The sequence below is a fragment of the Flavobacterium flavipallidum genome (assembly GCF_038289905.1).
Classification (GTDB): domain Bacteria; phylum Bacteroidota; class Bacteroidia; order Flavobacteriales; family Flavobacteriaceae; genus Flavobacterium; species Flavobacterium flavipallidum.
In genome coordinates, this window is record NZ_JBBYHU010000010.1 from 91,993 (window position 1) to 114,989 (window position 22,997).

At 33.2% G+C, this 22,997-nt stretch carries 18 protein-coding genes and 1 tRNA gene; 7 read left to right on the plus strand and 12 right to left on the minus strand.

The features are described from left to right. Positions 1-2: 2 nt before the first annotated feature. Positions 3-836 carry a DNA/RNA non-specific endonuclease gene (locus tag AAEO59_RS07285; RefSeq protein ID WP_341700073.1) on the minus strand — a complete coding sequence of 278 codons (834 nt, stop codon included), beginning with the start codon at positions 834-836 and terminating at the stop codon, positions 3-5. A gap of 79 nt (positions 837-915) precedes the next feature. Further along, complete coding sequence (locus AAEO59_RS07290; RefSeq protein WP_341700074.1) at positions 916-3,186, minus strand: carboxy terminal-processing peptidase; 2,271 nt, start codon at positions 3,184-3,186, stop codon at positions 916-918. A gap of 173 nt (positions 3,187-3,359) precedes the next feature. On the opposite strand from AAEO59_RS07290, the gene surE reads away from it, so the two are divergent. The 4 genes from surE (at position 3,360) to AAEO59_RS07310 (ending at position 7,869) form a co-directional block, all read left to right on the plus strand. After that, positions 3,360-4,139, plus strand: coding sequence for a 5'/3'-nucleotidase SurE (surE, locus tag AAEO59_RS07295; protein ID WP_341700075.1), 780 nt, complete (start codon positions 3,360-3,362; stop codon positions 4,137-4,139). Between the two features lie 73 nt (positions 4,140-4,212). Further along, the gene (gene lpxB / locus AAEO59_RS07300) at positions 4,213-5,328 is read left to right on the plus strand and encodes a lipid-A-disaccharide synthase (protein ID WP_341700076.1); all 1,116 of its coding nucleotides are present in this window, start codon (positions 4,213-4,215) and stop codon (positions 5,326-5,328) included. Then, positions 5,321-5,812 carry a C40 family peptidase gene (locus AAEO59_RS07305; protein WP_341700077.1) on the plus strand — a complete coding sequence of 164 codons (492 nt, stop codon included), beginning with the start codon at positions 5,321-5,323 and terminating at the stop codon, positions 5,810-5,812. Before lpxB ends, AAEO59_RS07305 begins: the two co-directional genes overlap by 8 nt. Before the next feature lie 38 nt (positions 5,813-5,850). Beyond that, complete coding sequence (locus tag AAEO59_RS07310; protein WP_341700078.1) at positions 5,851-7,869, plus strand: ComEC/Rec2 family competence protein; 2,019 nt, start codon at positions 5,851-5,853, stop codon at positions 7,867-7,869. Between the two features lie 6 nt (positions 7,870-7,875). On the opposite strand, the gene AAEO59_RS07315 is transcribed toward AAEO59_RS07310, so the two are convergent. From AAEO59_RS07315 to AAEO59_RS07330, 4 genes are read right to left on the minus strand one after another with little or no spacing between them, the layout of a single operon-like run. After that, positions 7,876-8,337 (minus strand): thioredoxin family protein, encoded by a 462-nt coding sequence (locus AAEO59_RS07315; protein WP_341700079.1) that lies wholly within the window; start codon positions 8,335-8,337, stop codon positions 7,876-7,878. 41 nt (positions 8,338-8,378) lie between these two features. Beyond that, on the minus strand, positions 8,379-10,133 hold the full coding sequence (locus AAEO59_RS07320; RefSeq protein WP_341700080.1) for a peptide MFS transporter: 1,755 nt from the start codon (positions 10,131-10,133) through the stop codon (positions 8,379-8,381). 5 nt (positions 10,134-10,138) lie between these two features. Then, the gene (locus AAEO59_RS07325) at positions 10,139-11,683 is read right to left on the minus strand and encodes a peptide MFS transporter (RefSeq protein ID WP_341700081.1); all 1,545 of its coding nucleotides are present in this window, start codon (positions 11,681-11,683) and stop codon (positions 10,139-10,141) included. Positions 11,684-11,685: 2 nt separating this feature from the next. Further along, positions 11,686-13,854 (minus strand): S9 family peptidase, encoded by a 2,169-nt coding sequence (locus AAEO59_RS07330; RefSeq protein WP_341700082.1) that lies wholly within the window; start codon positions 13,852-13,854, stop codon positions 11,686-11,688. A gap of 165 nt (positions 13,855-14,019) precedes the next feature. On the opposite strand from AAEO59_RS07330, the gene AAEO59_RS07335 reads away from it, so the two are divergent. Further along, on the plus strand, positions 14,020-15,351 hold the full coding sequence (locus AAEO59_RS07335) for a hydroxymethylglutaryl-CoA reductase, degradative (protein WP_341700094.1): 1,332 nt from the start codon (positions 14,020-14,022) through the stop codon (positions 15,349-15,351). Between the two features lie 29 nt (positions 15,352-15,380). Beyond that, on the plus strand, positions 15,381-16,304 hold the full coding sequence (locus AAEO59_RS07340) for a GYDIA family GHMP kinase (protein ID WP_341700083.1): 924 nt from the start codon (positions 15,381-15,383) through the stop codon (positions 16,302-16,304). Positions 16,305-16,390: 86 nt separating this feature from the next. On the opposite strand, the gene AAEO59_RS07345 is transcribed toward AAEO59_RS07340, so the two are convergent. The 6 genes from AAEO59_RS07345 to AAEO59_RS07370 all read right to left on the minus strand — a co-directional run bounded on the left by AAEO59_RS07345 (position 16,391) and on the right by AAEO59_RS07370 (position 22,640). Next, positions 16,391-18,490: a peptidylprolyl isomerase gene (locus AAEO59_RS07345; protein ID WP_341700084.1), complete on the minus strand. Its 2,100-nt coding sequence runs from the start codon at positions 18,488-18,490 to the stop codon at positions 16,391-16,393. 107 nt (positions 18,491-18,597) lie between these two features. Next, on the minus strand, positions 18,598-19,857 hold the full coding sequence (locus AAEO59_RS07350; protein ID WP_341700085.1) for a hemolysin family protein: 1,260 nt from the start codon (positions 19,855-19,857) through the stop codon (positions 18,598-18,600). A 3-nt stretch (positions 19,858-19,860) separates the two neighbouring features. Next, entirely contained in the window at positions 19,861-20,055 is a 195-nt protein-coding gene (locus AAEO59_RS07355; protein WP_341700086.1) for a DUF6526 family protein, read from the minus strand. A gap of 17 nt (positions 20,056-20,072) precedes the next feature. Continuing rightward, on the minus strand, positions 20,073-20,627 hold the full coding sequence (lptC, locus tag AAEO59_RS07360) for an LPS export ABC transporter periplasmic protein LptC (RefSeq protein WP_341700087.1): 555 nt from the start codon (positions 20,625-20,627) through the stop codon (positions 20,073-20,075). A gap of 35 nt (positions 20,628-20,662) precedes the next feature. After that, positions 20,663-21,913, minus strand: coding sequence for a hypothetical protein (locus AAEO59_RS07365; protein ID WP_341700088.1), 1,251 nt, complete (start codon positions 21,911-21,913; stop codon positions 20,663-20,665). Then, positions 21,906-22,640, minus strand: a complete 735-nt coding sequence (locus AAEO59_RS07370) for a type III pantothenate kinase (protein ID WP_341700089.1) — start codon at positions 22,638-22,640, stop codon at positions 21,906-21,908. Before AAEO59_RS07370 ends, AAEO59_RS07365 begins: the two co-directional genes overlap by 8 nt. Before the next feature lie 99 nt (positions 22,641-22,739). On the opposite strand from AAEO59_RS07370, the gene AAEO59_RS07375 reads away from it, so the two are divergent. Continuing rightward, positions 22,740-22,812: transfer RNA gene (locus tag AAEO59_RS07375), tRNA-Phe, on the plus strand. The last annotated feature ends 185 nt before the right edge of the window (positions 22,813-22,997 follow it).

Sequence of the window (22,997 nt, forward strand, 5' to 3'; positions counted from 1 at the left end):
TATCATTGTGCAAACCAGGAATTAATATTCACATTCTTTTCTAAATCATTTTCTATTTTATCATCAAGTCTTGGAAAAAAATCAATTCCAGTCAATTTTTCTATTGCATCAACAGCAACTACATATTCAAAAATGGATTTACTACTTTTTTCATTAGGGATTAAAAAAGCTACTATTTTATAGTTTCCTTTCGAATAGTTAAGGGCTATTTTATAAAAATAATTTGGCACCACCACCTGTTCTTTACCTATAGTTTTCAAACTGCCTTTTATTACTCCTCCTGTAACAATTAGTAACCCATTATGCTTTACCGCCCAATAACGAAACTTTTGCTCTAAACGATTCCAAATACCCGAATTAAACTCATGCAACTGCGGACTGATATTGGATGTATAAAATGTATCATTATAAGCATTAATATCAAACTCCATATCGGCTGCTGGACATAAATGACCTTTATCATAACCTGAATTTTTATAATTCCTCCAGTCTGCTGATTGTGTTTGTACTTTAGGATCTTCTATAAAAAGTGGTCTCTTAAAATCACTATTACGAACATATTCTTTCTTCAATTCATAAGCTACCCACTCGGCCTGTTCTGCTTTTTCATTATAAGATAATGTGTAATAAGGATGTTCAATTATTTGAGATGTAGATGATTTTGGCAAAAAAAATCTCCAATCCTTATTAGTAGTTTGAATGTCTGCTTTGGTTTCCAAATCAGCTTCCGCTATATTAGAATTTTGTTCAATTTCTCTTTTTAGATTTTTACTCAATTCATTAACTATAAACCCAAACACAAAAGTTAACAACACAATAAAAAATCGATTTTTCATATCATTCTATTAAAATAAAAAACGCTCTGAAAATTGATTTAATTTTCAGAGCGAATCTAAACTATATTTTTTTCGTTTTTTAAGATTTAGCTAATTTTTCCTTTTTCATATTATTAGAAGGAAGTGTGTTTTTTTTCAAATTAACTCTCGTTTGTAAATCATCTAACACATTTAAAGCCTCTTCGATATAGATATCTTTAGACAAACTTTCATGCCAACGATCTCTTTTTTCTTTTAAAATATTATCCTTACTCATTTGATCAACCTCATATGGTAATGAAGTAAATTTTAAATCATTTTTATAATCAAAGACAGGTTTGAATTTTTTAGCTTTTTCTTCAATGGCTGTTTGTGATTTTCTAAACTTATCAATATTTAAACTATACTCATTTTCTTTGCTTCTGGCATCAATCCATTTAGCATTTTCGTCAATAAGTTTAAATTGTGGATTAGTTGCAATACGTTCTTTACTGTTTAAAATAGCTTTGTTAAAATTCGTATTATTATTCCACACATTATATTCAGCTGCATCGATTTTATCCCAAGGCATTGCATTTTCAACATCGCGTTCACCCATTTTTAAATAAGAATAACGATCAGGCATCACTACATCACTACTTACTCCTTCTAACTGGGTAGAACCTCCATTAATTCTATAAAATTTTTGAGTCGTCGTTTTCAATGCTCCTAAATCGCCTAACTCGTTACTACGAACAAACTGATTCAAGTCGATAACATTTTGTACTGTTCCTTTACCATACGTTTGTTTGCTACCAATGATTACACCACGTTTATAGTCCTGAATAGCCGCAGCTAAAATCTCAGAAGCGGAAGCAGAGAAACTATTCACCATTATTACCAATGGTCCATCCCACTCAATCTTTTTATCTTTATCATATAAAACTTCTTTTTTTCTTCCGGCAGATTTAATCTGGACAATAGGTCCTTGTTCAATAAACAAACCGGCAATATCTACTACTGTTGATAAAGAACCTCCACCATCATCACGAACATCTAAAACAATACCGTCAACCTTAGCCTGTTTCAATCGCTCAACTTCAAGAGCAATGTCTTTACCAGCATCTCTTCCATCTTTATTTTCAAAATTAATGTAGAATTTAGGCAAATAAATCACACCATACTTCAAGCCGTTTTTATTTACAATACTTGATTTTGCATAGGTTTCTTCAATCTCCACTACATCTCTGATAATTGAAATCACTTTAATGGTTCCATCAACTTTTTTAACCGTTAAACGAACCTCAGTACCTTTAGGACCTTTGATTTTTTTAACTACATCGTCTAAGCGCATACCTACCACATCAACAGGCTGATCATCACCCTGAGCAACTTTAACAATAAGATCACCAGCTTCCAATTGTTTTCCTCTCCATGCTGGTCCACCTGAAATCAATTCTGAAATTTCAGTATAATCGTTTTTCTTTTGTAAACGAGCACCAATACCTTCTAAAGTACCACTCATACTTACATCAAAACGCTCTTTTTCTTCCGGAGCAAAATAATTAGTGTGGGGATCAAAACGGGCAGTAATCGAATTGATATAAACTGAGAACCAATCATTACGATCTAAATCTTTCATGAATCCGAAATATTCATCCAAAGATTTAGAAGTACTTTCGCGGGTATCTTTTTCTAATTCCTCAAACGATTTTGGTTTAGCATCTTCTTTAGTAACTTCTTTTTTAGTTTCAACAGGAGCTACATTATCTTCACCATCATGCAAAGGATTAGAAATCAAATCTTGTTCTTCCTTAGTAAGTTTACCTTTATTATCCTGAATTTTTAAACGATCAGTCAAAGATGAAAGTGTTGTTAATTTTAACTGCTTTCTCCAACGCTCTTTTAATTCAGCAGCACTTTTAGCATATGGCGCTTTTTCATAATCAGTATTAAAGCTTTCATCGATAGAAAAATCAAAAGGCTTACTTAAGATATCTTTATATAAACCCTGACTTTCCTTCATTCTTTGCATCAAACGATCATAAGTTAATGAAAAGAAAGTCAAATCTTTATTCATTAATTCATCGTCTAATTCTAATTCGTATTTTGAAAACTCGTCGATATCCGACTGTAAAAAGAAACGTTTGGAAGGATCTAAAGCCTGAATATAATCTTTATAAACACCTTTAGAAAAGTTATCATCAATAGCCGAAGGACTGTAATGTCCTTTCTCAATTACAAATGCTAGTAATTCTAAAAGTAATTTATCTTTATCGGAATCAGCCTTAGAATCCGATTTCATTTTAAAAGCAAATAGTGTTACCGATAGAAAAACTACGGCAAGAAGTATTTTATAATTTCTCTTCATAAGACTAATAATAGTATTCATTCAATTTTTTAAACTAAGTTACGGGAAAAACTATGCTAACAATAATAAGGCTTCCATAATTTTTTGTTAAAGATATAAAATTGTTTTTTTCTTAATCCTAATAATCTGCTAACTGAATAAAATTTGTTTACTTTGTTTCATAAATATGATTTTTCATATCTAATTCTACAAAAATGAATCCAAAAAAGCCTCTAATTTTAATTACCAATGACGATGGCGTTTCGGCTCCTGGGATTAATGCTTTAATCGAAGTCATGGCTGAAATTGGCGAAATTGTAGTGGTTGCCCCTGACAAACCACAAAGCGGTATGGGTCACGCCATTACAACAAACGAAACCTTGTACTTAAACAAAATTTCTAATGAAGGAGACAGTATACACATTTATAGCTGTTCAGGAACACCAGCCGATTGTGTTAAAATTGCAACTAACGAAGTACTGAAAAGAAAACCTGATTTGTGTGTTTCAGGAATCAATCATGGCTCTAATTCCTCAATAAACGTAATTTATTCCGGAACTATGAGCGCAGCTATTGAAGCAGGAATCGAAGGCATTCCGGCAATTGGATTTTCACTTTTGGATTTTAACTGGAATGCCAATTTTGAAGAAATCAAACCTTTCATTCGTAAAATAACTTTGGAAACATTACAAAACAAGCTACCGAAAGATGTCGTTTTGAATGTTAATTTCCCAAAACTAAAAAAAGAAGAAATCAAAGGAATTAAAATTTGCCGTCAGGCTAAAGCATATTGGATGGAAAAATTCCACAAACGTCAAACGCCTCAAGGCAGAGACTATTACTGGCTTTCGGGAGAATTTGTAAATCAGGATCACGGAGAAGATACTGACGAGTGGGCCTTGAGAAACGGATACATTTCTATTGTACCTGTTCAATTTGACTTAACAGCTTATCACACCACCCAGCAACTCAACACTTGGAATTGGAACGAATAATCCATTTTTAAAACTTTAATTCCTAAAAAGGAATACCAAATTTTGATTAGCGATTTATAATTAAACAGCAAGAATGAAATACTACATTATAGCAGGAGAAGCATCCGGAGACTTACACGGTTCAAATTTAATGAAGGCCTTAATCAAGAAGGATCCTGAAGCTGATATCCGCTTTTGGGGAGGCGATTTAATGCAGGCTGTAGGTGGAACTTTAGTAAAACATTATCGCGAATTGGCTTTTATGGGTTTTGTTGAAGTGCTGTTTAACCTAAAAACTATTTTAAACAACATCAAAATTTGCAAAGAGGACATCCTAATATTCAAACCTGACACCATCATCTTTATTGATTATCCTGGTTTTAATATGCGAATTGCCAAATGGGCTAAAGAAAACGGTATCAAAACCGATTATTATATTTCACCACAAATTTGGGCATGGAAGGAAAATCGTATCAAAGCCATCAAAAGAGATGTCGACAAAATGTATGTAATTTTACCTTTTGAAAAAAACTTCTATGAAGACAAACATCATTATCCGGTGGAGTTTGTGGGACATCCTTTGATTGATGCTATCCAAAATCAAAAACCATTCGAAGAAGCTACTTTTAGAACCCAAAATAATTTAGACGAAAAGCCTATTATTGCCTTGCTTCCAGGCAGCCGTAAACAGGAAATCACTAAAATGCTTTCGGTAATGCTAAGCGTAGTGGATGATTTTCCGGATTATCAATTTGTGATTGCAGGAGCACCAAGTCAGGAATTTGCCTTTTACGAAACTTTTATTACCAATAAAAACATCAAATTCATTTCAAACAAAACCTATAATTTATTAAAAATTGCCCATGCTGCTTTAGTAACTTCAGGAACAGCAACTCTGGAAACCGCTCTTTTTAAAGTTCCGGAAGTAGTATGTTACAAAGGAAATGCTATTTCGTACCAAATTGCAAAACGCATTATTACCCTGAAATACATCTCATTAGTCAATTTAATTATGGATGAAGAAGTCGTTACTGAATTAATTCAGGATGAATGCAACACTAAAACCATAAAAAAAGAGTTATCTAAAATACTGAATCCAGAATACCGCCAAAAACTGCTGACTAAATACGATGAATTAGAGCAAAAACTAGGAGGATCTGGTGCCAGCGAAAAAACAGCACAATTAATTATTGCCGATTTGAATGCTTAAGAAAAATTTAAAAACACTTTGTATTGCCATCCTAATGGCTATTGTATTTACTTCCTGTAAATCCACTTCGGCAACAACGAATAAAAACAGACATCATCTGGCAGAACAAATTATCAAATCGGCTTCAGAAAACCTGGGGGCACCATACAGAAGTGCTGGAACAACCCGATCAGGTTTTGATTGCTCCGGATTGGTTTTTACAACATTTAATCAATTTGATATTAAATTACCCAGAAGTTCAGCCGAACAGGCAAAAGTGGGAACTGTTTTAGGAAAAAACATTTCGAAAGCACAAAAAGGAGATTTAATCTTTTTTAAAACCAATAACAGAAGTAAAATTAATCACGTAGGTATTGTTGTTGAAACCAAAGATGATGAACTTCAATTCATACATTCCTCAACATCCAGAGGTGTTATAATATCCTCAACCAAAGAAGCTTACTACGAAAGAACTTTTAGTCAACTCAACAGAATTTTGCCTTAAAAAAATATTTTATTCAGGAAAAATCGTACTTTAGAAACATGAAAGTACTACAATTTCCATTGGCAAGAATTACGGTTTGCTTCCTATTCGGAATTATAACGGCTTTTTATTTATTTCCAAATCCAAAACTAATTTTTGGATTACTTGTGATATTCCTAGTGAGTCTTTCATTTTTAGCCACTAAAAAAGATTCGAAGTTCAAATGCTACTTTGCAATAGTTAGCTATCTCACTTCTTATTTTATTGGAATGAGTAGCTTAATCGTTCAAACAGATTCTTTTCAACAAAGCAATTACTCACATCTGTTTGACAAATTGGATAAAGAAGTTTCGACAACCCTGGTCATTAGAGAGAAGTTAAAAAACAGCAAATTCAACTATCGTTACATCGGCATAATTCAGCAAATTGACAAACAAAACTGTAACGGACGTATTTTAGTAAGCATTCCCAAAAAACAATTTAAAGTATTTGAAACCGGCACAATTTTAAACATAAAAGGCAATATTCAACGCAATAAAAAACCAGACAACCCAAATCAATTTGACTATGGCGCTTATTTAAGTCAAAAACAAATTTATGCCCAACTCTACCCTGCAAATGCTACTATTAAGATAAGCCCGGAACCCAAAAAGGACATTTGGTACTATATTGCTAAAATTAATTCCCGGATAATTCATAATTTAGAAAAAACGGATTTCAACAACTCGACTTTGGCTGTCGCCTCAGCTTTGATTCTCGGACAACGACAAGATATTGCTCCCGAAATCATTCAGGATTATCAATATGCCGGAGCCGTACATATTTTGTCTGTTTCCGGTTTACATGTAGGTTTCATTTTCTTGTTTCTAAACTTCATTCTCAAACCAATTCCTAATACACAAAAAGGATCACTAATAAAATTAAGCATTCTATTACTTAGCTTATTCCTTTTTGCTTTAATAGCAGGACTTTCACCTTCAATTGTACGTTCAGTAGTTATGTTTTCCTTTGTTGCCATAGGTTTACATCTGAGAAGAAGTGTCAATATCTATCACACTTTATTAGTTTCAATGTTATTGATATTACTTTTTCAGGCATATTTTCTATTTGATGTTGGATTTCAACTTAGCTATCTTGCCTTATTTTTTATTGTTTGGTTCCAGCCCATTCTGGCATCTTATTGGAAACCGAAGAATAAAATCCTTAAATACTGCTGGGATATCCTTACGGTTTCTTTTGCAGCTCAAATAGGCACTTTACCACTGAGTTTGTATTATTTTCATCAATTTCCAGGGTTGTTCTTTATCACTAATTTGGCTGTTATACCATTACTTAGCATAATCATGTTTCTTGGGGTTGTAGTAATGACATTAGCTGCAACAGGATTTACAGCAGTTTGGCTGACAAAACCTTTAGAATGGAGTATCCTTTTCTTAAACAAAATCATTAATTACATTGCTTCTTTTGAACAATTCATCATTAAAGACATTCCGTTTAACTTTGTATTAATGAGTTGTTCTTACTTCCTGATTATTGCGGCAATACTTTGGCTTAAAAAACCTCAATTTAACAAACTCATCACAGTACTGCTATCGATAATTACATTACAGACAGCATTAATCTATAATCGATGGACAACTCAAAACCAAGAAGAATGGATTGTTTTCAATTCGAAAAGAAAAACCATAATCGTAGAACGTTTTGGTAAAGAAGTTTCTCTTTTTACCAATGACATTTCTTACGCAAAGAGTAAAGTATTAAATTCCTACTTGGTGGGTAATTCCAGTCATATACAAAAACAAGGAACAATAAATCACATGGCTTACTTTAAAGGAAATAAAATCTTAATCTTGGACAGCATTGGCATATTTCCAAAAAATTATAAACCCGATATTGTATTATTGACCAAAACTCCAAAAATTAATCTGGAACGCATGCTATTATCCTTAAAGCCAAAATTAGTCATCGCAGATGGCTCTAACTATAAATACATTTTAAAAAAATGGAAAGCAAGTTGTGAAAAACAAAAAATCCCTTTTCACGCTACTGCCGAAAAGGGATTTTTCCAATTAAATTAATTGAATTTATTTTTGATTCAAAATGCCGTTAGCCACTTCTAACCAAGCAACAGGACCTCCGGCAACATAACCTGTACTACCTAACCCTTTAAAATTTACTTTACCATCTTGAGATTGAGCAGTTGCAAACCAAACGGTTGGATAACCCTGAACACCAAAAGCATTTTGTAACTCAAAATTTTGTTGCTTAATAGCTTGAGTTTGGGGAACAGCTCTTGGATAATCTAATTCGACCAAAACAACTTTATCCTTAGCCCATTTTTTAAATTCGGTTGTCATCAAAACTTCCTTTTGCAAGCGAATGCACCAACCGCACCAATCACTTCCCGTAAAAAACAACAACAATGGCTTATGTTCTTTGTTCCCTACAGCCATCGCTTCTTTAACATCAGTATGCCATTTTAGCTCCTGTGCCTGAGCGGCTACAATACCAATGAAGAAAATCACAAATAGATATATTTTTTTCATACTTTTTTTTGTTAACTCTCCTCAAAGATAATGCCTATTTTTTATCTAACACCATGCATTAACTTTTTCATAATAGGATTCAAAGCAATCACTATTAAACCAGCCACGATTGGCACAATCGTAAAGATCAAAAAGAAAGTAGACAGTGAATATGTATTAGTTATATTTTCGATTTGCCCTCCAAGGACTGCTGCTAATTTGTTCCCTATAGCGATAGCTAAATACCACATTCCAAACATAAAAGCAATCATTCTGGCAGGAACCAATTTAGAAACATACGATAGTCCCACTGGAGATAAAAACAATTCTCCAAGCGTATGAAATAAATAAGCTAACACAAGCCAAACCATAGACACTTTTACCCCCGAACTTATTCCATATGCACCATATGCCAATAATCCAAAACCAATGGCCATAATAATTAATCCCAAACCATATTTTGTAGCTGCTGCAGGATTGTATTTACTATCCCAAAGTTTTGAAACAGTTGAAGCAAGAGCAATAATAAAGAACGAATTCAAAATAGAAAACCAACTCGGATCGATATCAGATGCCTCTTTACTAAATTCATTGTTAAGCATCCAAATAGAAATTCCCCAAACAATCAAAAAGGTTACCGCCAAAACAATAATAGATCCTGTAATTTTATTCCAAGTTTGTTTAGCCAACAGGAATAACACCCACGTGATAATCATTAATGGCACAATTGTCAATAAAGTATTAAAGGTATTAAAAAGAGTCAATGAAGTTCCTGACAAAGTTCTGTCAACATTATCTCTTGCAAAAATTACTAAAGAAGAAGCTCCTTGCTCAAAAGACATCCAAAAGAAAATAGTAAAAAAGGCAAACACAATTACTGCAATCATTCTATCACGTACAACTTTTGTATAGCGCATCAATCTTGAAATAACTAAATATAAAAATAAAGCTAAACCAACAAGTACAACAAAAATAGAACCATCCAAACCACTCACTGAAAAATCAAACAAGTTGATCCCGCCAATTTTTGATAGTGGATCATTAATAGCATACAACAACCCAATTATTGTTGAAAGCGCTATTAAAATATAATCAAATGTAGTATATGGATTTAATTTTTCTTCTGGGTTATCAGAATCTAATGTCTTAACATCAACAGATTTCTTATCTTTTTTAGGGCGGTCTCCTACCTTACCAAACAAAGGTTTTGCCATCCAAAACTGTAGTGTTCCTAACATCATAAAAATCCCAGCCAGACCAAATCCCCAACGCCAACCAAGATTAGAAGCCAAATAACCGCATAGCATCATTCCAAAAAAAGCTCCGGCATTTACTCCCATGTAGAAAATCGTATAAGCACCGTCTTTCTTTTCTGGAAAACTTTTATACATTTCAGATAAAATAGAAGTCATGTTAGGTTTAAAAAAACCAGTACCAATAACTAACAAACCTAAACCTACATACAACATAAAAGGCGTATCCATAAACATTGCCAGGTGGCCTAAAGTCATAACTATCGAACCTACTACTACTGCCCAACTATATCCAATGTACCTATCAGCAACGATTCCTCCAAAAATAGGAGTGATATACAATAACAGAGCATAAGTTCCATATAATGCACCCGCATTTTCTGCACTCCATCCCCAACCCGGATTAGCATCAGTAAGAGAAGCTGTTAAAAATAAAATCAGCAACACTCGCATACCATAGAAGGAAAATCGTTCCCACATTTCGGTAAAAAAGAGAACAAAAAGGCCTGCAGGATGACCCAATACATTTTGACTAAAAAAGTGATCTTTTGAATTTTGATTCATGTGTATTAATTATTTAATTCTTTATCAACGCCGTGCATTAATTTTTTTATAATTGGTGAAAGCAACAATAATAGTGCCCCAAATCCTATTCCTGTATAAAATAAATATTCAAATAAACTTAAATAGGTTTTTTTAGCTACATTAAAGTCTGCTGCTGTTCCATTTGAAGTATCTACCGAAGCAATATTAGCCAAAACAGATGCAATAAACTCCGAACTAGCCGTAGCTAAAAACCAAACTCCCATCATAAAACCAACAATCTTTACAGGGGATAATTTAGTTACCGCAGATAAACCTACCGGAGACAAACACAATTCACCACAAGTATGTAAAAAATAAGTAAGAATTAACCAAATCATAGCAACCTTACTCATTCCTGAAATTGAAATTCCAAAAACCAATGAACCAAACCCTAAACCAACAAATATCAAGGCAATGGCAAATTTTACTGCTGTATTAGGATTATACTTTCCTAATTTAACCCAAAACCAAGCAAAAACTGGAGCCAGTAAAATAATAAATAATGCATTAAAACTTAAAAACTGACCAGCAGAAAAAGTATGCCCAAATAACGTTCTATCTAAAATTCTATCCGCAAATAAATTAAGAGAGGTATAAGCTTGCTCAAACAATGCCCAAAAAATAACTGTAAAAACAATCAAAATAGTCAAAGCCAACAGCTGTTCTCTTGCTTTTCCATCTAACTGCGTAATACTAAAATAAATAATATAAATAAACGATATAGCCCCCGCAGCCATCAAAGAATAAGAAACTACCTCATGTCTTTGAACCATTTGCCAAAAAACCAAAGCAGATAAGACACTTAAAATATAAATAATCCATTCTGTGTTTAATCCGAAATACTTTTTCTCTAAAAGAGCAAAATCCTTAGGTTCGCCATTTCCATCTAAATACTTTTTACCCAAAACAAAAGTGATTAGTCCTAATGTCATCCCAACGCCTGCCGCTCCAAAACCATAACTCCATCCGTAGCTTTCACCTAACCAAACACAAACAATGGTTGCCAGAAAAGATCCTAAATTAATCCCCATATAAAACAAGGTAAAACCAGAATCACGACGCTTATCTCCCACTTCATATAATTCTCCAACTAACGATGAAATATTGGCTTTTAAAAATCCCACACCAACAATAATTAACGACAAAGAAAAATAAAAAATCTGCAAAGCTGTTTCGTCTCTGGTGATCACCCCGGTAACAGATTGCGTAGCTGCGTTACCCTCATATGCCATCCCTAAATGTCCCAAAACAAGCATTATGCCTCCAAAAATAATTGCTTTTCGAAATCCTAGATATTTGTCGGCGAGAAATCCTCCAATTACAGGAACAGCATAAACTAAGGCTGCGTAACTTCCTATTAACAAATTCCCACTGGAATCTGAAAAAAGATGGTAACGCGTAAGATAAAAAATCAACAATGCTTTCATTCCGTAAAATGAAAACCGTTCCCACATTTCTGTAAAAAACAATATTAAAAGTCCTTTTGGATGCCCAAAAAATTCTTTTTCTTTAATTACTAAATCACTCATAATTATAAATTTTCCCCGATAAATTTTGTCATTTTATTGAACAGTTGTATGCGTGTCATCCCACCATAAATACCATGATTACAATCAGGATAAATTTGAGAATCGAACTGCTTGTTAGCCTGAATAAGTGAAGTCATCATCTCCATTGCATTTTGCAAATGCACATTATCATCGGCACTACCGTGAATTAAAAGATATTTTCCTTTTAACTGTTTCGTAAAATTGATTGGTGAGTTATCATCATATCCGCTGGCATTTTCTTGTGGTGTATGCAAATATCTTTCGGTATAAACTGAATCATAAAAACGCCAATTCGTAACCGGAGCTACAGCAATAGCCATTTTAAAAACATCACTGCCTTTCAAAATACAGTTAGACGACATGAATCCTCCATAAGACCAACCAAAAATACCAATTCGTGTTTTATCGACATAAGGATAATTCCCAATAACTTTAGAGGCATCAATCTGATCTTCTACTTCGTATTTTCCTAGCTGTAATTGTGTTACTTTTTTAAAATCGGCACCTTTATAACCGGTACCTCTTCCGTCCACACATGCTACGATGTAACCATTTTGCGCCAACATCATAAACCAATAGTCGTTATAAGAATTCCAACTATTTTTCACTTCCTGAGAACCTGGACCTGAATATTGATACATTAAAACAGGGTATTTTTTAGTACTGTCGAAATCTTTTGGTTTAATAATCCAAGCGTTTAATTCGTTCCCTTTTTCGGTTTTTAATACAAAAAACTCTTTTGTTGGTAAATTATAAGCTTTCAAATAAGATGATAAAGCAGTGTTTTTCTGAATTACTTTTAACTCCTTTCCTGACTTAACTTCGTTTAAAGTATAAGCTGTAGGATTTGTTGCGCTTGAAAATGTACGAATATAATAATCGTAGTTAGGACTAAAAGTAGCTTCATTAGTTCCCGATTCACTATTTAAGGAAACTTTATTGTTTCCTTTTAATCCTATTTTATAAATACCGCGGTTTATAGAACCATTCTCGGTTGACTGATAAAAAATGGTATTTGTTTTTTCATCCAATCCATAAAAAGCAGTCACTTCCCAGTTACCTTTGGTAACTTGATTTTTCAACTGCCCTTTATTATCATAATAATAAATATGATTGAATCCATCATTTTCGCTAGTCCAGATAAAACTATTATCATTTAAAAAAGTTAGATTATCCGTAACATCAACATAAGCTTTATCTTTTTCATTTAAAACAACTTTCTTGGAGGCTGAATTTCCATCTATAAAAAGCAGATCTAAATTATCCTGATGACGATTCAAAACTTGAGCCGACAAAACATTTGCATCATTAGTCCATTTGATTCTGGCAATATAGAAATCATTGTAATTACTCAAATTTACTTTTTTCGTTTCTTTTGAAGGCACATCAAAAATATGCAACGAAACTTCTGAATTCTTCTCACCTGCTTTTGGATATTTAAAAGTGCTAACTGCAGGATATAACTCTTTATTGAAAATCGTCATGGAGAATTCCGGAACTTGTGATTCATCAAATCGGATGTAGGCTATCTTCTTACTATCTGCCGACCAATCAAAAGCGCGCACAAAGGAAAATTCCTCTTCGTAAACCCAGTCACAAATTCCATTAATAACTGAATTCTTCTTTCCATCAATTGTAATAGGCGTAGTTGCTTTGGAAGCAATATCATAAACAAATAAATTGTTATCTCTTGCAAAAGCTATCTTTTTACCATCTGGTGAAAAAGTAGGTTCCTGAATTTGATGGTCAAACAATCGCGTTAATTCATTTTTAGAAATATCATACAAATAATAATCAGCTGTAAAAGAATGACGGTAAATGGGACTTGAATTACAGGCTAAAAGCAGCATTTTCTCATTCAAATCAAACGTGTAACTATCTATAGCTGGTAATCCTTTATGATTTTTAGAATCAATAATAGTGGCTGATTTTTGTAAAGTAGCAAAATCATATAAATCAATTTGAGTGGACTGTGTCGCTTGATTATAATTTAAAACGGTGTATTGATTGGATTTTTTTAAGGAATGCAATTCATCCATTCCCTGAGCTCGAAATGCACCTCGATAAATAGATTCTACAGTAATTTTTTGTTGTGAAAAAGTGACACCACTTAAAAAAAACAGAATAAATACATAAAAATTAAGCTTCATAACGAGCGCTGTTTGAAATTTGAGCCAATATTAATAAAAAAAATACAATAAACTAATATTAAAGATAACAAAAATGCAACAATACGACTACATTAATAGAATTAATTGACAATAAAACAATAGCAATTAATTCTCGTAAACCGTATATTTGTACCTAATTACTTTATTTCATTCAAAATGAACAAAACCGTAGCAGGATTCTCTAAATTAACTAAAGAAGAAAAAATAAACTGGATAGCTTCGGCCTATTTTTCAAATCCGGAAAAAGCCGTCCAATTATTAAAAAAATACTGGAACAACGACGAAAAACTCCAAAAACTACATGATGAATTCATAGAAAACACCATTAGTAATTTCTATATTCCTCTAGGTGTTGCTCCAAATTTTCTTATCAATGGCAAATACCATACCATTCCAATGGCTATTGAAGAAAGTTCAGTGGTAGCTGCAGCTTCAAAAGCTGCAAAATATTGGTCAACAAGAGGCGGATTTAAAACAACTGTTATTAATACCGAAAAAATTGGTCAAGTTCATTTTCTATACAAAGGTGATATTTCTAAATTGAATTTGTTTTTTGCTCAAACTAAGGCCAAATTCTTTTCAGAAACGGAACATTTGACTAAAAACATGCAACAACGTGGCGGTGGAATTCTGGATATTACACTAGAAGACAAAACCACTTTATTAGCTAATTATTTCCAACTTCATGCTACTTTTGAAACCAAAGACAGCATGGGAGCTAATTTTATCAATTCCTGCTTAGAACAATTTTCGACTATTCTTAAAGCAGAAGCACAGGCTTATGAGCTTTTTACAGAAGAAGAAAAAAACATCGAAGTGGTGATGAGTATTCTTTCAAACTATGTTCCTAACTGTGTTGTTCGCGCAGCAGTTTCCTGTCCGATAGAGGATTTAGCCGAAAAACATATTGAAAATCCACAACTTTTTGCTGAACGATTTGTTCAGGCTGTCAAAATCGCCGAAGTAGAACCTTTCCGGGCAGTAACCCATAACAAAGGAATCATGAACGGAATTGATGCTGTAATTCTGGCTACAGGAAATGATTTTAGAGCTGTAGAAGCTGGTGTTCATGCCTATGCAGCTAAAGAGGGACAATACAGCAGTTTATCGCATGCTAAAATCGAAAACGGTATTTTTAGTTTTTGGCTTGACGTTCCATTAGCTTTAGGAACTGTGGGCGGATTAACCAGTTTACACCCTTTAGTAAAACTATCTTTAGAAATGCTTGAAAATCCATCTGCTAAAGAATTAATGGAAATCGTAGCCGTTGCAGGATTGGCACAAAATTTTGCTGCTTTGCGTTCACTAACCACAACGGGGATTCAAGACGGACATATGAAAATGCACCTCAACAACATCCTGAATCAATTAGAAGCCACAAACGAGGAGCGCCTTTTGGTACAAAAACACTTTAAACAACATACTGTCTCTCATAGTGGGGTAGTCAATTTTGTAGAAAGTTTGAGAAACAAATAAAAGTATTCGTAAAACATACCTATTCTAAAATGAATCCTCAAAAAACATTTTACAGTAACGGCAAACTATTAATCACCGGTGAATATTTAGTATTAGACGGCGCAAAAGCTTTGGCGTTGCCTACAAAATTTGGTCAAAACTTAACAATCGAAGAAAAAGAAAATTTAGAGATTTCGTGGACAAGTTACGACAGTGATGGCAGTATCTGGTTTGAAGAAAAAATTACCTTTTCAGAAATAACCAATCCTGTTGATTCCAAAGAAGATTCAATAAAACATACCTTAATCAAAATTCTTCATGAAGCTTATTTATTGAATCCTAATTTTATAAACCAATCCAAAGGTTATAGAATTACAACCGGATTGACATTCCCAAAAAAATGGGGATTAGGAACATCATCCACACTCATCAACAACATAGCGCAATGGCTGAAAATTGATGCTTTTGAATTATTACAAAAAAGCTTTGGCGGAAGTGGTTACGATATTGCCTGCGCCCAAAACAACACACCAATAATTTACCAATTAACAAATGGAAAACCCAAAGTAAAATCCATCAATTTTCTTCCTGATTTTACCGATAAAATTTATTTTGTTTACCTCAATAAAAAGCAAAGCAGTAAAGCAGCTATTGCCAATTACAGAAAAAACAAGACAAACAACACCGAAAAGAACGTTCTAAAAATAGACAAAATCACTCAGGAAGTTATCAATGCTAAAACTGCCGGATCAATGGCGCTTGCGATAGCTAATCACGAAGCATTCATGAGTACTATATTAGAAACTACAACTGCAAAAGAAGATTTGTTTTCAGATTTTAATGGTGAGATTAAAAGTCTTGGTGCCTGGGGTGGTGATTTTGTAATGGTTATCTCGGAAGTTAATCCAATTACTTATTTTACAGCTAAAGGCTTTAACACTATCATCCCTTACAAAGAAATGATTCTGGATTAAACTCCAAAAAAACAATAAAAAAAAAGTCCCGTTTTGATAGCAATCAAAACGGGACTTTTTTATGAAATTAAAATTAATCTATAAAACTAGAAGTTGAACTGTCTACGGTTGTCTTTGATGTCAGCAATATCTTTAAGAGCTGGCAATAATCTATTCACATCTCCAGCTGATTGCGCTTTAACCTTAGCAACATAAGGCGCTACATCTTTTACTGCAGGAGCTTTGACAACGCTGTTAGTTTTCACTACATAAACTCCTGTATTTCCTTCAATAGGAGCAGAAACTTTATTAGCAGCTAAAGCAAAAGCGCTTCCTACTACTCTTGGCTCCTGACCAACTCCTCCGTTCAACACAGGATTATCTAAAGTAACATTAACAGCTTGCTCTACTTTACTGCCTGTTGCTTTTGCAATAGCTTCAAGAGAAGAACCTGTCATTTTTGCTTTAAGCATTTCAGCTTTTTTAGCATTTTTCAATTTTGTTTCAACAAATGGTCTAACTTGATCAATTAGTGCAAAACCTGAATCGTCAATATTTTTAACTGTAGCAATAACGTGACCTACATTAGCAATTTCAAAACGTTTTACTGAACCCACTTTAGTATCACCTTCAAATGCCCATCTTACAATAGCTCTTTGATTCCCTAAAGCTCCAAAACCTTCGTCCATAGCTTTTACTGAAACCGCAGGAGTAACTGTTAATTTCATTGATTTAGCCACTTTCTCAAAATCATTTCCAGCTGCATCCATTTCAAATTTAGTAGCCTGAGTAAACACTTTATCCGAAGTAACTTCAGATGGCTCTAATTTTTGAGCTACCGTAGCTAAACGCACTCCGTCTTGCTTATCAGTAACTTTAATAATATGGAATCCAAATTGCGTTTCAACCAAACCAACTTTCCCAATTCCGTTATTGAATACAAAATCACTAAAAGGTTTTACCATTTGACCAGGTCCAAAATAACCTAAATCACCACCTTGTTGTGCAGATGAATCGTCAGAATATTGGAATGCTAACATCATAAAACCTTCAGGATTAGCATTAACCTGAGCTAAAACTTCTTCAGCTTTAGCTTTAGCTTCTTCTTTAGTTCTTTTTTCTCTTTGGTTAGGCACCTGAGCTCCTTCATAACTAATTAAGATATGACTAGCCTTAGCATTAACACCTAATTTTTTACCCAAAGATTTAGAAATACAATAGTAGTTACCAAAAACATATGGACCATAAACAGCGCCTGGTGCTAAATTGTACAATTGCTCAGCATCAACAGCAGGTAAATCTTTTTTAGCTACATAAGAAGAATCATAAGGAATATCCGAATTTGAATTTACAAATTCAATTGGATTAGCAGTTGTTCTAAATCCAGCTAAAGTATCATTTTTACCTGTAGTTTGATTGTAAACCACACTTCCAGATAACAAGCTAGTGATTTTAGCTTTTACTTCAGCAACATCTTCTTTAGAAGGTTTGTCTTCGATTAAAACATATTCTACTGAACGAGATTCGTCAGCTTTATATTTTTTCTCATGTTTTTTCATGTAATCTAATATCTCAGCATCAGTAACTTTAACTTCACTGTCTTTGATAGAAGAGAACAACGCGCCTACATATGAAAAATTAGCTTTATTAGCTTCCATTTCATATTTCAATTTTCCTTCAGCTTTAGTAGTGTAATTAGCTGCTTTTACAAGTGTATTGTAGATTTGGTATTTTGCATTCAACTCAGCATCTTTTTCTCTTTCTTTTAAGAACTCAGCCTGAGCAGGATTGGCTTTAAAATAATCTTTGAATTTAGCCAAATCAAACATTCCAGCTGCATTTAAAAACATTGGATTTTGACCAATATTTTGATCTGCTTTTAAAACTTCGATGATATGTTTTTCACCAACTCTTAATCCTAATTTATCAAATTCAGCAGTTAACAAAGCAACAGAAACTTCTTGTTCCCATACTCTGTTTGCGGCAGCGGTAGAAGTAATTCCCTGACCACTTTTCTCAACATTACTTACTTTAATTCTAAAATCTTCAAATGAAATATCCTTTCCATTGATACTTCCAACATCTTTTGAACTTTGACCAAAAGTTCCTTTCCCAATTAGATCTTGAATAACAAATGCAAATAGAGCAAATGCAATAAGTCCAATCATTAAAGCGGAACGCTGTCTAATTTTTGATAAAACTGCCATTTTTATTGTCGTTAATTTTATATTCAGTTTGCGAAAATACAATTATCTCGCTAATAACAATACAAGTAAGCTTTTATTTTAAAAGATTTTTCACTTTTCTAAAAAAATTACTCTTTTACCGTCATTTTCACTAATTCAATTTTTTTGTTTGTCGCTTCTTCAATCACAAAATGATAATTTCCAATGGTGATTACATCTCCTTTTTGAGGAATTTCTTTAGTAAAATCAACTATAAATCCGCCAAGTGTACCATAAGAATCACTTTCAGGTATTTGCAATTTATAATTTTGATTGAGGTATTCCACATCAAAGCGTGTCGAAAAAACATAGACATTCTCTTCTAACTCTTTTTCAATTAATTCCTCATCCGAATCATGTTCGTCTTCAATTTCACCAAAAAGCTCTTCGACGATATCCTCTACCGTAATAATTCCAGAAGTCCCTCCGTATTCATCTAAAACTACTGCTACACTTTTTCGCTTTTTGATAAGCAAATCCATAACATCTTTAATATAAATAGTCTCGGGAACATATTCTACAGAAATCGCTACTGACTTAATTTTTTTAGGTTTTTTAAACAAATCAAATGAATGCACATAACCCACAATTTCATCTAAAGAATTCTCGTAGACCAATATCTTCGAATAACCCGTTTCGATAAATAATGCTTTCAACTCAGCAACCGAATCAAATAAATCCACCGCAACAATCTCGGTACGAGGTGTCATAATATCTCTGGCTTTCACTCCGGAAAACTCTAATGCATTTTGAAAAATCTGAATTTCCGAATCTACTTCTTCATGATCTTCCACAGTACTCATTTGTTCCGTGATATAATTTCCTAACTCTACTTTTGAAAAATACAATTGTACCTGATCTCCTTCGGTTCTGAAAAATCTTTTTAAAATAAAATCAGAAACCCAAATAATAAAAGAAGAAACAGAATAAAATAATAAGTAAAAAAGATAAGCCGGAACAGCAAAAAACTTAATCAAAGAATTTGAATAAATCTGAAAAAAAACTTTTGGAAAAAACTCTGCTGTAATTAAAACAATTAAAGTTGAAAGAACCGTTTGAGCAAATAAATTAAAAAAATCAGAAAAAGGATAGCCTAAAGATTGCAACCATTCCATCAAAAGATCACCCATAAAAAAACCATAAACAACCAATGCAATATTGTTACCAATAAGCATTGCCGCAATAAATTTTGATGGTTTTTCAGTAAGCTTAGTTAAAATTTCAGAAACAAATCCCTCTTGTTTTTTTTCAATTTCTAAGTAAATTTTATTCGAAGAGATGAACGCAATTTCCATCCCCGAAAAAAAGGCTGATAGTATTAAACAAAGTATTATAATACTAATTTCCATAGTTTATGATTTGCGGTTACGATCCTGCATTTTCTTTGCAAATCGCCTTCTGAAGAAAAACATAAAAACACCCAAACCTGCAATCATAAGACTCAACATTGGCGTTTCATTTGGATCATTCCATTTTTCGACAGCATTGTATACAAAGAAAACTGAAAAAACTAAATAAATATAAGGTGTATATTTGAAATAACTCATGTGTATTAAATTGAAAATTATTCAGCTGTTAAAACTTCGCCGGTTATTCTTTGAGAATTTATTACTTTAAAATCCTTACTAAAATCAATCCCCTGACCGTTTGACGATCCTTTCAGGTCTGTAAATTTATATTTTTTCTCCGTAAAAAACCATTCATTTTTCTGGTCATAATACAACTGCTCCGTTTCAAGCATTTGCCCGTCCTGAGAAACAATTTTTACTTTTCCCTGCAAATCGATAATATTAGTCCTTTTATATGAAATCGCATAATTAGACGTGATACGTGTTTTTTTTCCTTTTTTATCATAAACAGTTACCACTACTCCTTTTGGAAATTCGGTAAAAGGAAAATCTACAACGGCATAATCCAACATTTTTGAACTAACTAATTCAGCTTTGATATAACCTGAATCTGTATATTTTAAATTCACATCATCTGCGTCACCCGTAGGCTTAAACTCAGCAATATTACTTTGCTGCACATTTTTGAAATTACTTTCACACCCAAAAAACAGAGTCACGGCAACAGCCATGACTACTATATAAAATTTATCTTTTTTGAATAAAAACATAGATAAGGTGATACTAAAAATATTGCGCTAAAGGATTAATCAAACTTTCTCTTAACAAACCATCTGTCATTGAATGAAAGTCCTACGCTCAATTTAAGATAATTTTCCTGAACTAAACCAGCTGCTGTGGTTCCACGTTTTCCCAATTCAACACCGATATTCACATTTGAAAAACTTCCCGTAATAGGCAATCCTAAACCTAAACTAAGACCTTTATCTTTAATAGACTGCGATTTAACAACCAAACCTGTTTCTTCATATTTCAAACCTGCTCTATAAACGATTCTTTTAAAATAACTTGTAAAAGAACTATAATTTGGAATAAAATAACCTCCTAAGCTGTATTTCATTGCCTTCTCATACGAAACATCAGATGCGGTATTATAACTATTAGCTAAATCACCTTGAGAAGCAGAAATCACTTGGGCTCCCACCAACCATTTCTTAGATTGCCCAATACCTAAACCAAATTTCAATTCACTTGGCAAGGTCAACTTTTCAGGGAATTTTTCTTCTTCAGCACTGTCAATAGCAGAAAAATCAATTCCGTTAGTTGTAGTTACCACAGACAGATTTCTGGTGTTATCCGAAGCTAATTTACCCTCTAACTTATAACTCAAACTACTATACAAACGCAACTTTTTATTAAGCTTCGCCTGATACATAGCCCCAAAATTAAAGTTTACTCCTGACAAATCAGCTCTATTAATTTCACGACTACCAGTACCTACTCCATTAGCAAAAGTCAAATTAGTAGTTTCAATTCGACCAAAATTATAATCAACATTAGCACCTAAATTTAAATTTGGCAACAACTTATAAGAAGCTCCAAAAAAAGCTTTATTCATACCTCCGCTACCATAATCACGACTACTGTTATCGCCTTCTACATCTGAAATAGAATTAATTTTATAACCTACAGAAGAATAAGGAATCAATCCAAAACTAACTCCTAATTTACCCATTGGCAATCCTACCGCCAAATAATCAAAAGTAGTCCTCTTAGCTTTCTCAGAACCACTATCATTTTTTAAATTGGTCATATTATAAGTTCCTCCAACAGTAAAAGTGGTCAACTTAAGATTTGAATAACTCGCCGGATTATCTAAATTAAGATGAATACTATCCTGTTCAACCTGAACACCTCCCATAGAACGACTTTCAATGGTTCCTTTAAATCGAACATCACCTATTCCGTAAAATGAGTATGGGGATGAAGTTCCTTCCTGAGCTAAGGATACTAACGAAAAAAGTAAACAAAGGCTTGATATAATTTTTCTAATCATTGTTGATTTTATATTGAAATGTTTGATTCAAACTCTCCAAAAGGAAATTTGAATTGGCAAATATGGTATTTTTTAATCGTTTAGCCAAAAAATCTGCATCACCACCCGTTAAAATTATGATAATATTTTTACAGAATGCCTTATATTCCTCTATAAAACCATCAATTTCATAGACCAATCCATTAACAACACCCGAATGCATCGAAGTTTGGGTTGATTTTCCGATAAAGGTTTCAGGATTTTCTAACGTCAATAAAGGAAGTTTTGCTGTATATTGATGCATCGATTCATATCGCAATCGCAATCCCGGAGAAATAGCTCCGCCCTGATACACATTGTTTTCATCTACAAAATCATAGGTAATGCAAGTTCCAGCATCTATAATCAATCGGTTTTGATGAGGATACAACAAAGTTGCTCCTGCTGCCAATACCATTCGATCGATTCCTAAAGTTTTGGGAGTTCCATAATTATTTACAAATGGAAATGAATCATCTCGAGAAACAAAATGCACTTTAATTCCTTTTTCAAATACCAAAAAAGCTGCTCTATCAGTATCTCCCACCGAAGAAATCACCAAATGACTTACTGCCTTATACTTCATTAAGATATCATTTATATTTTTCTGCAACTCTATTTTATCAAAAACAAAGCCTTCTAAAAGGGTATCATCCTCAAAAACAGCGGCTTTAATTCGGGTATTCCCCACATCAACGGTTACTATCATATTTTGATTTTTGGCAAGGCGAAGGTACGAATAGATTTTTTCATAGAAATGTTTTGGATATATTAAAAATGATTCTATATTTGCACCCGCAACATGCAAGGTACCTTAGCTCAGATGGTAGAGCAATGGACTGAAAATCCATGTGTCCCTGGTTCGATCCCTGGAGGTACCACAAAACCCGAATTCTTAGAGTTCGGGTTTTTTGTTTTTATAGGTTTTTGGAAAGTATAATGTGGATCAAGTTCAAAAGTTGGGGACTAAGCAAAAAGATTGGATAATCTGAATAGAAAAAAATCAATTTTTCTGACTCCTCTAAATTGACTTCTGAAAGCTTTTATTTTCGCATTAAAAGATTCT

Bases quoted from the DNA above. Each gene is read 5' to 3' on its own strand.
- AAEO59_RS07345 (WP_341700084.1), bottom strand. From the start codon at position 18,490: ATGGCAGTTTTATCAAAAATTAGACAGCGTTCCGCTTTAATGATTGGA.
- AAEO59_RS07325 (WP_341700081.1), bottom strand. From the start codon at position 11,683: ATGAGTGATTTAGTAATTAAAGAAAAAGAATTTTTTGGGCATCCAAAA.
- AAEO59_RS07310 (WP_341700078.1), top strand. From the start codon at position 5,851: ATGAAAGTACTACAATTTCCATTGGCAAGAATTACGGTTTGCTTCCTA.
- AAEO59_RS07370 (WP_341700089.1), bottom strand. From the start codon at position 22,640: ATGATAGTAACCGTTGATGTGGGGAATACCCGAATTAAAGCCGCTGTT.
- AAEO59_RS07285 (WP_341700073.1), bottom strand. From the start codon at position 836: ATGAAAAATCGATTTTTTATTGTGTTGTTAACTTTTGTGTTTGGGTTT.
- AAEO59_RS07340 (WP_341700083.1), top strand. From the start codon at position 15,381: ATGAATCCTCAAAAAACATTTTACAGTAACGGCAAACTATTAATCACC.
- surE (WP_341700075.1), top strand. From the start codon at position 3,360: ATGAATCCAAAAAAGCCTCTAATTTTAATTACCAATGACGATGGCGTT.
- AAEO59_RS07355 (WP_341700086.1), bottom strand. From the start codon at position 20,055: ATGAGTTATTTCAAATATACACCTTATATTTATTTAGTTTTTTCAGTT.
- AAEO59_RS07350 (WP_341700085.1), bottom strand. From the start codon at position 19,857: ATGGAAATTAGTATTATAATACTTTGTTTAATACTATCAGCCTTTTTT.
- AAEO59_RS07315 (WP_341700079.1), bottom strand. From the start codon at position 8,337: ATGAAAAAAATATATCTATTTGTGATTTTCTTCATTGGTATTGTAGCC.
- lpxB (WP_341700076.1), top strand. From the start codon at position 4,213: ATGAAATACTACATTATAGCAGGAGAAGCATCCGGAGACTTACACGGT.
- AAEO59_RS07330 (WP_341700082.1), bottom strand. From the start codon at position 13,854: ATGAAGCTTAATTTTTATGTATTTATTCTGTTTTTTTTAAGTGGTGTC.
- AAEO59_RS07320 (WP_341700080.1), bottom strand. From the start codon at position 10,133: ATGAATCAAAATTCAAAAGATCACTTTTTTAGTCAAAATGTATTGGGT.
- AAEO59_RS07305 (WP_341700077.1), top strand. From the start codon at position 5,321: ATGCTTAAGAAAAATTTAAAAACACTTTGTATTGCCATCCTAATGGCT.
- lptC (WP_341700087.1), bottom strand. From the start codon at position 20,627: ATGTTTTTATTCAAAAAAGATAAATTTTATATAGTAGTCATGGCTGTT.
- AAEO59_RS07365 (WP_341700088.1), bottom strand. From the start codon at position 21,913: ATGATTAGAAAAATTATATCAAGCCTTTGTTTACTTTTTTCGTTAGTA.
- AAEO59_RS07290 (WP_341700074.1), bottom strand. From the start codon at position 3,186: ATGAATACTATTATTAGTCTTATGAAGAGAAATTATAAAATACTTCTT.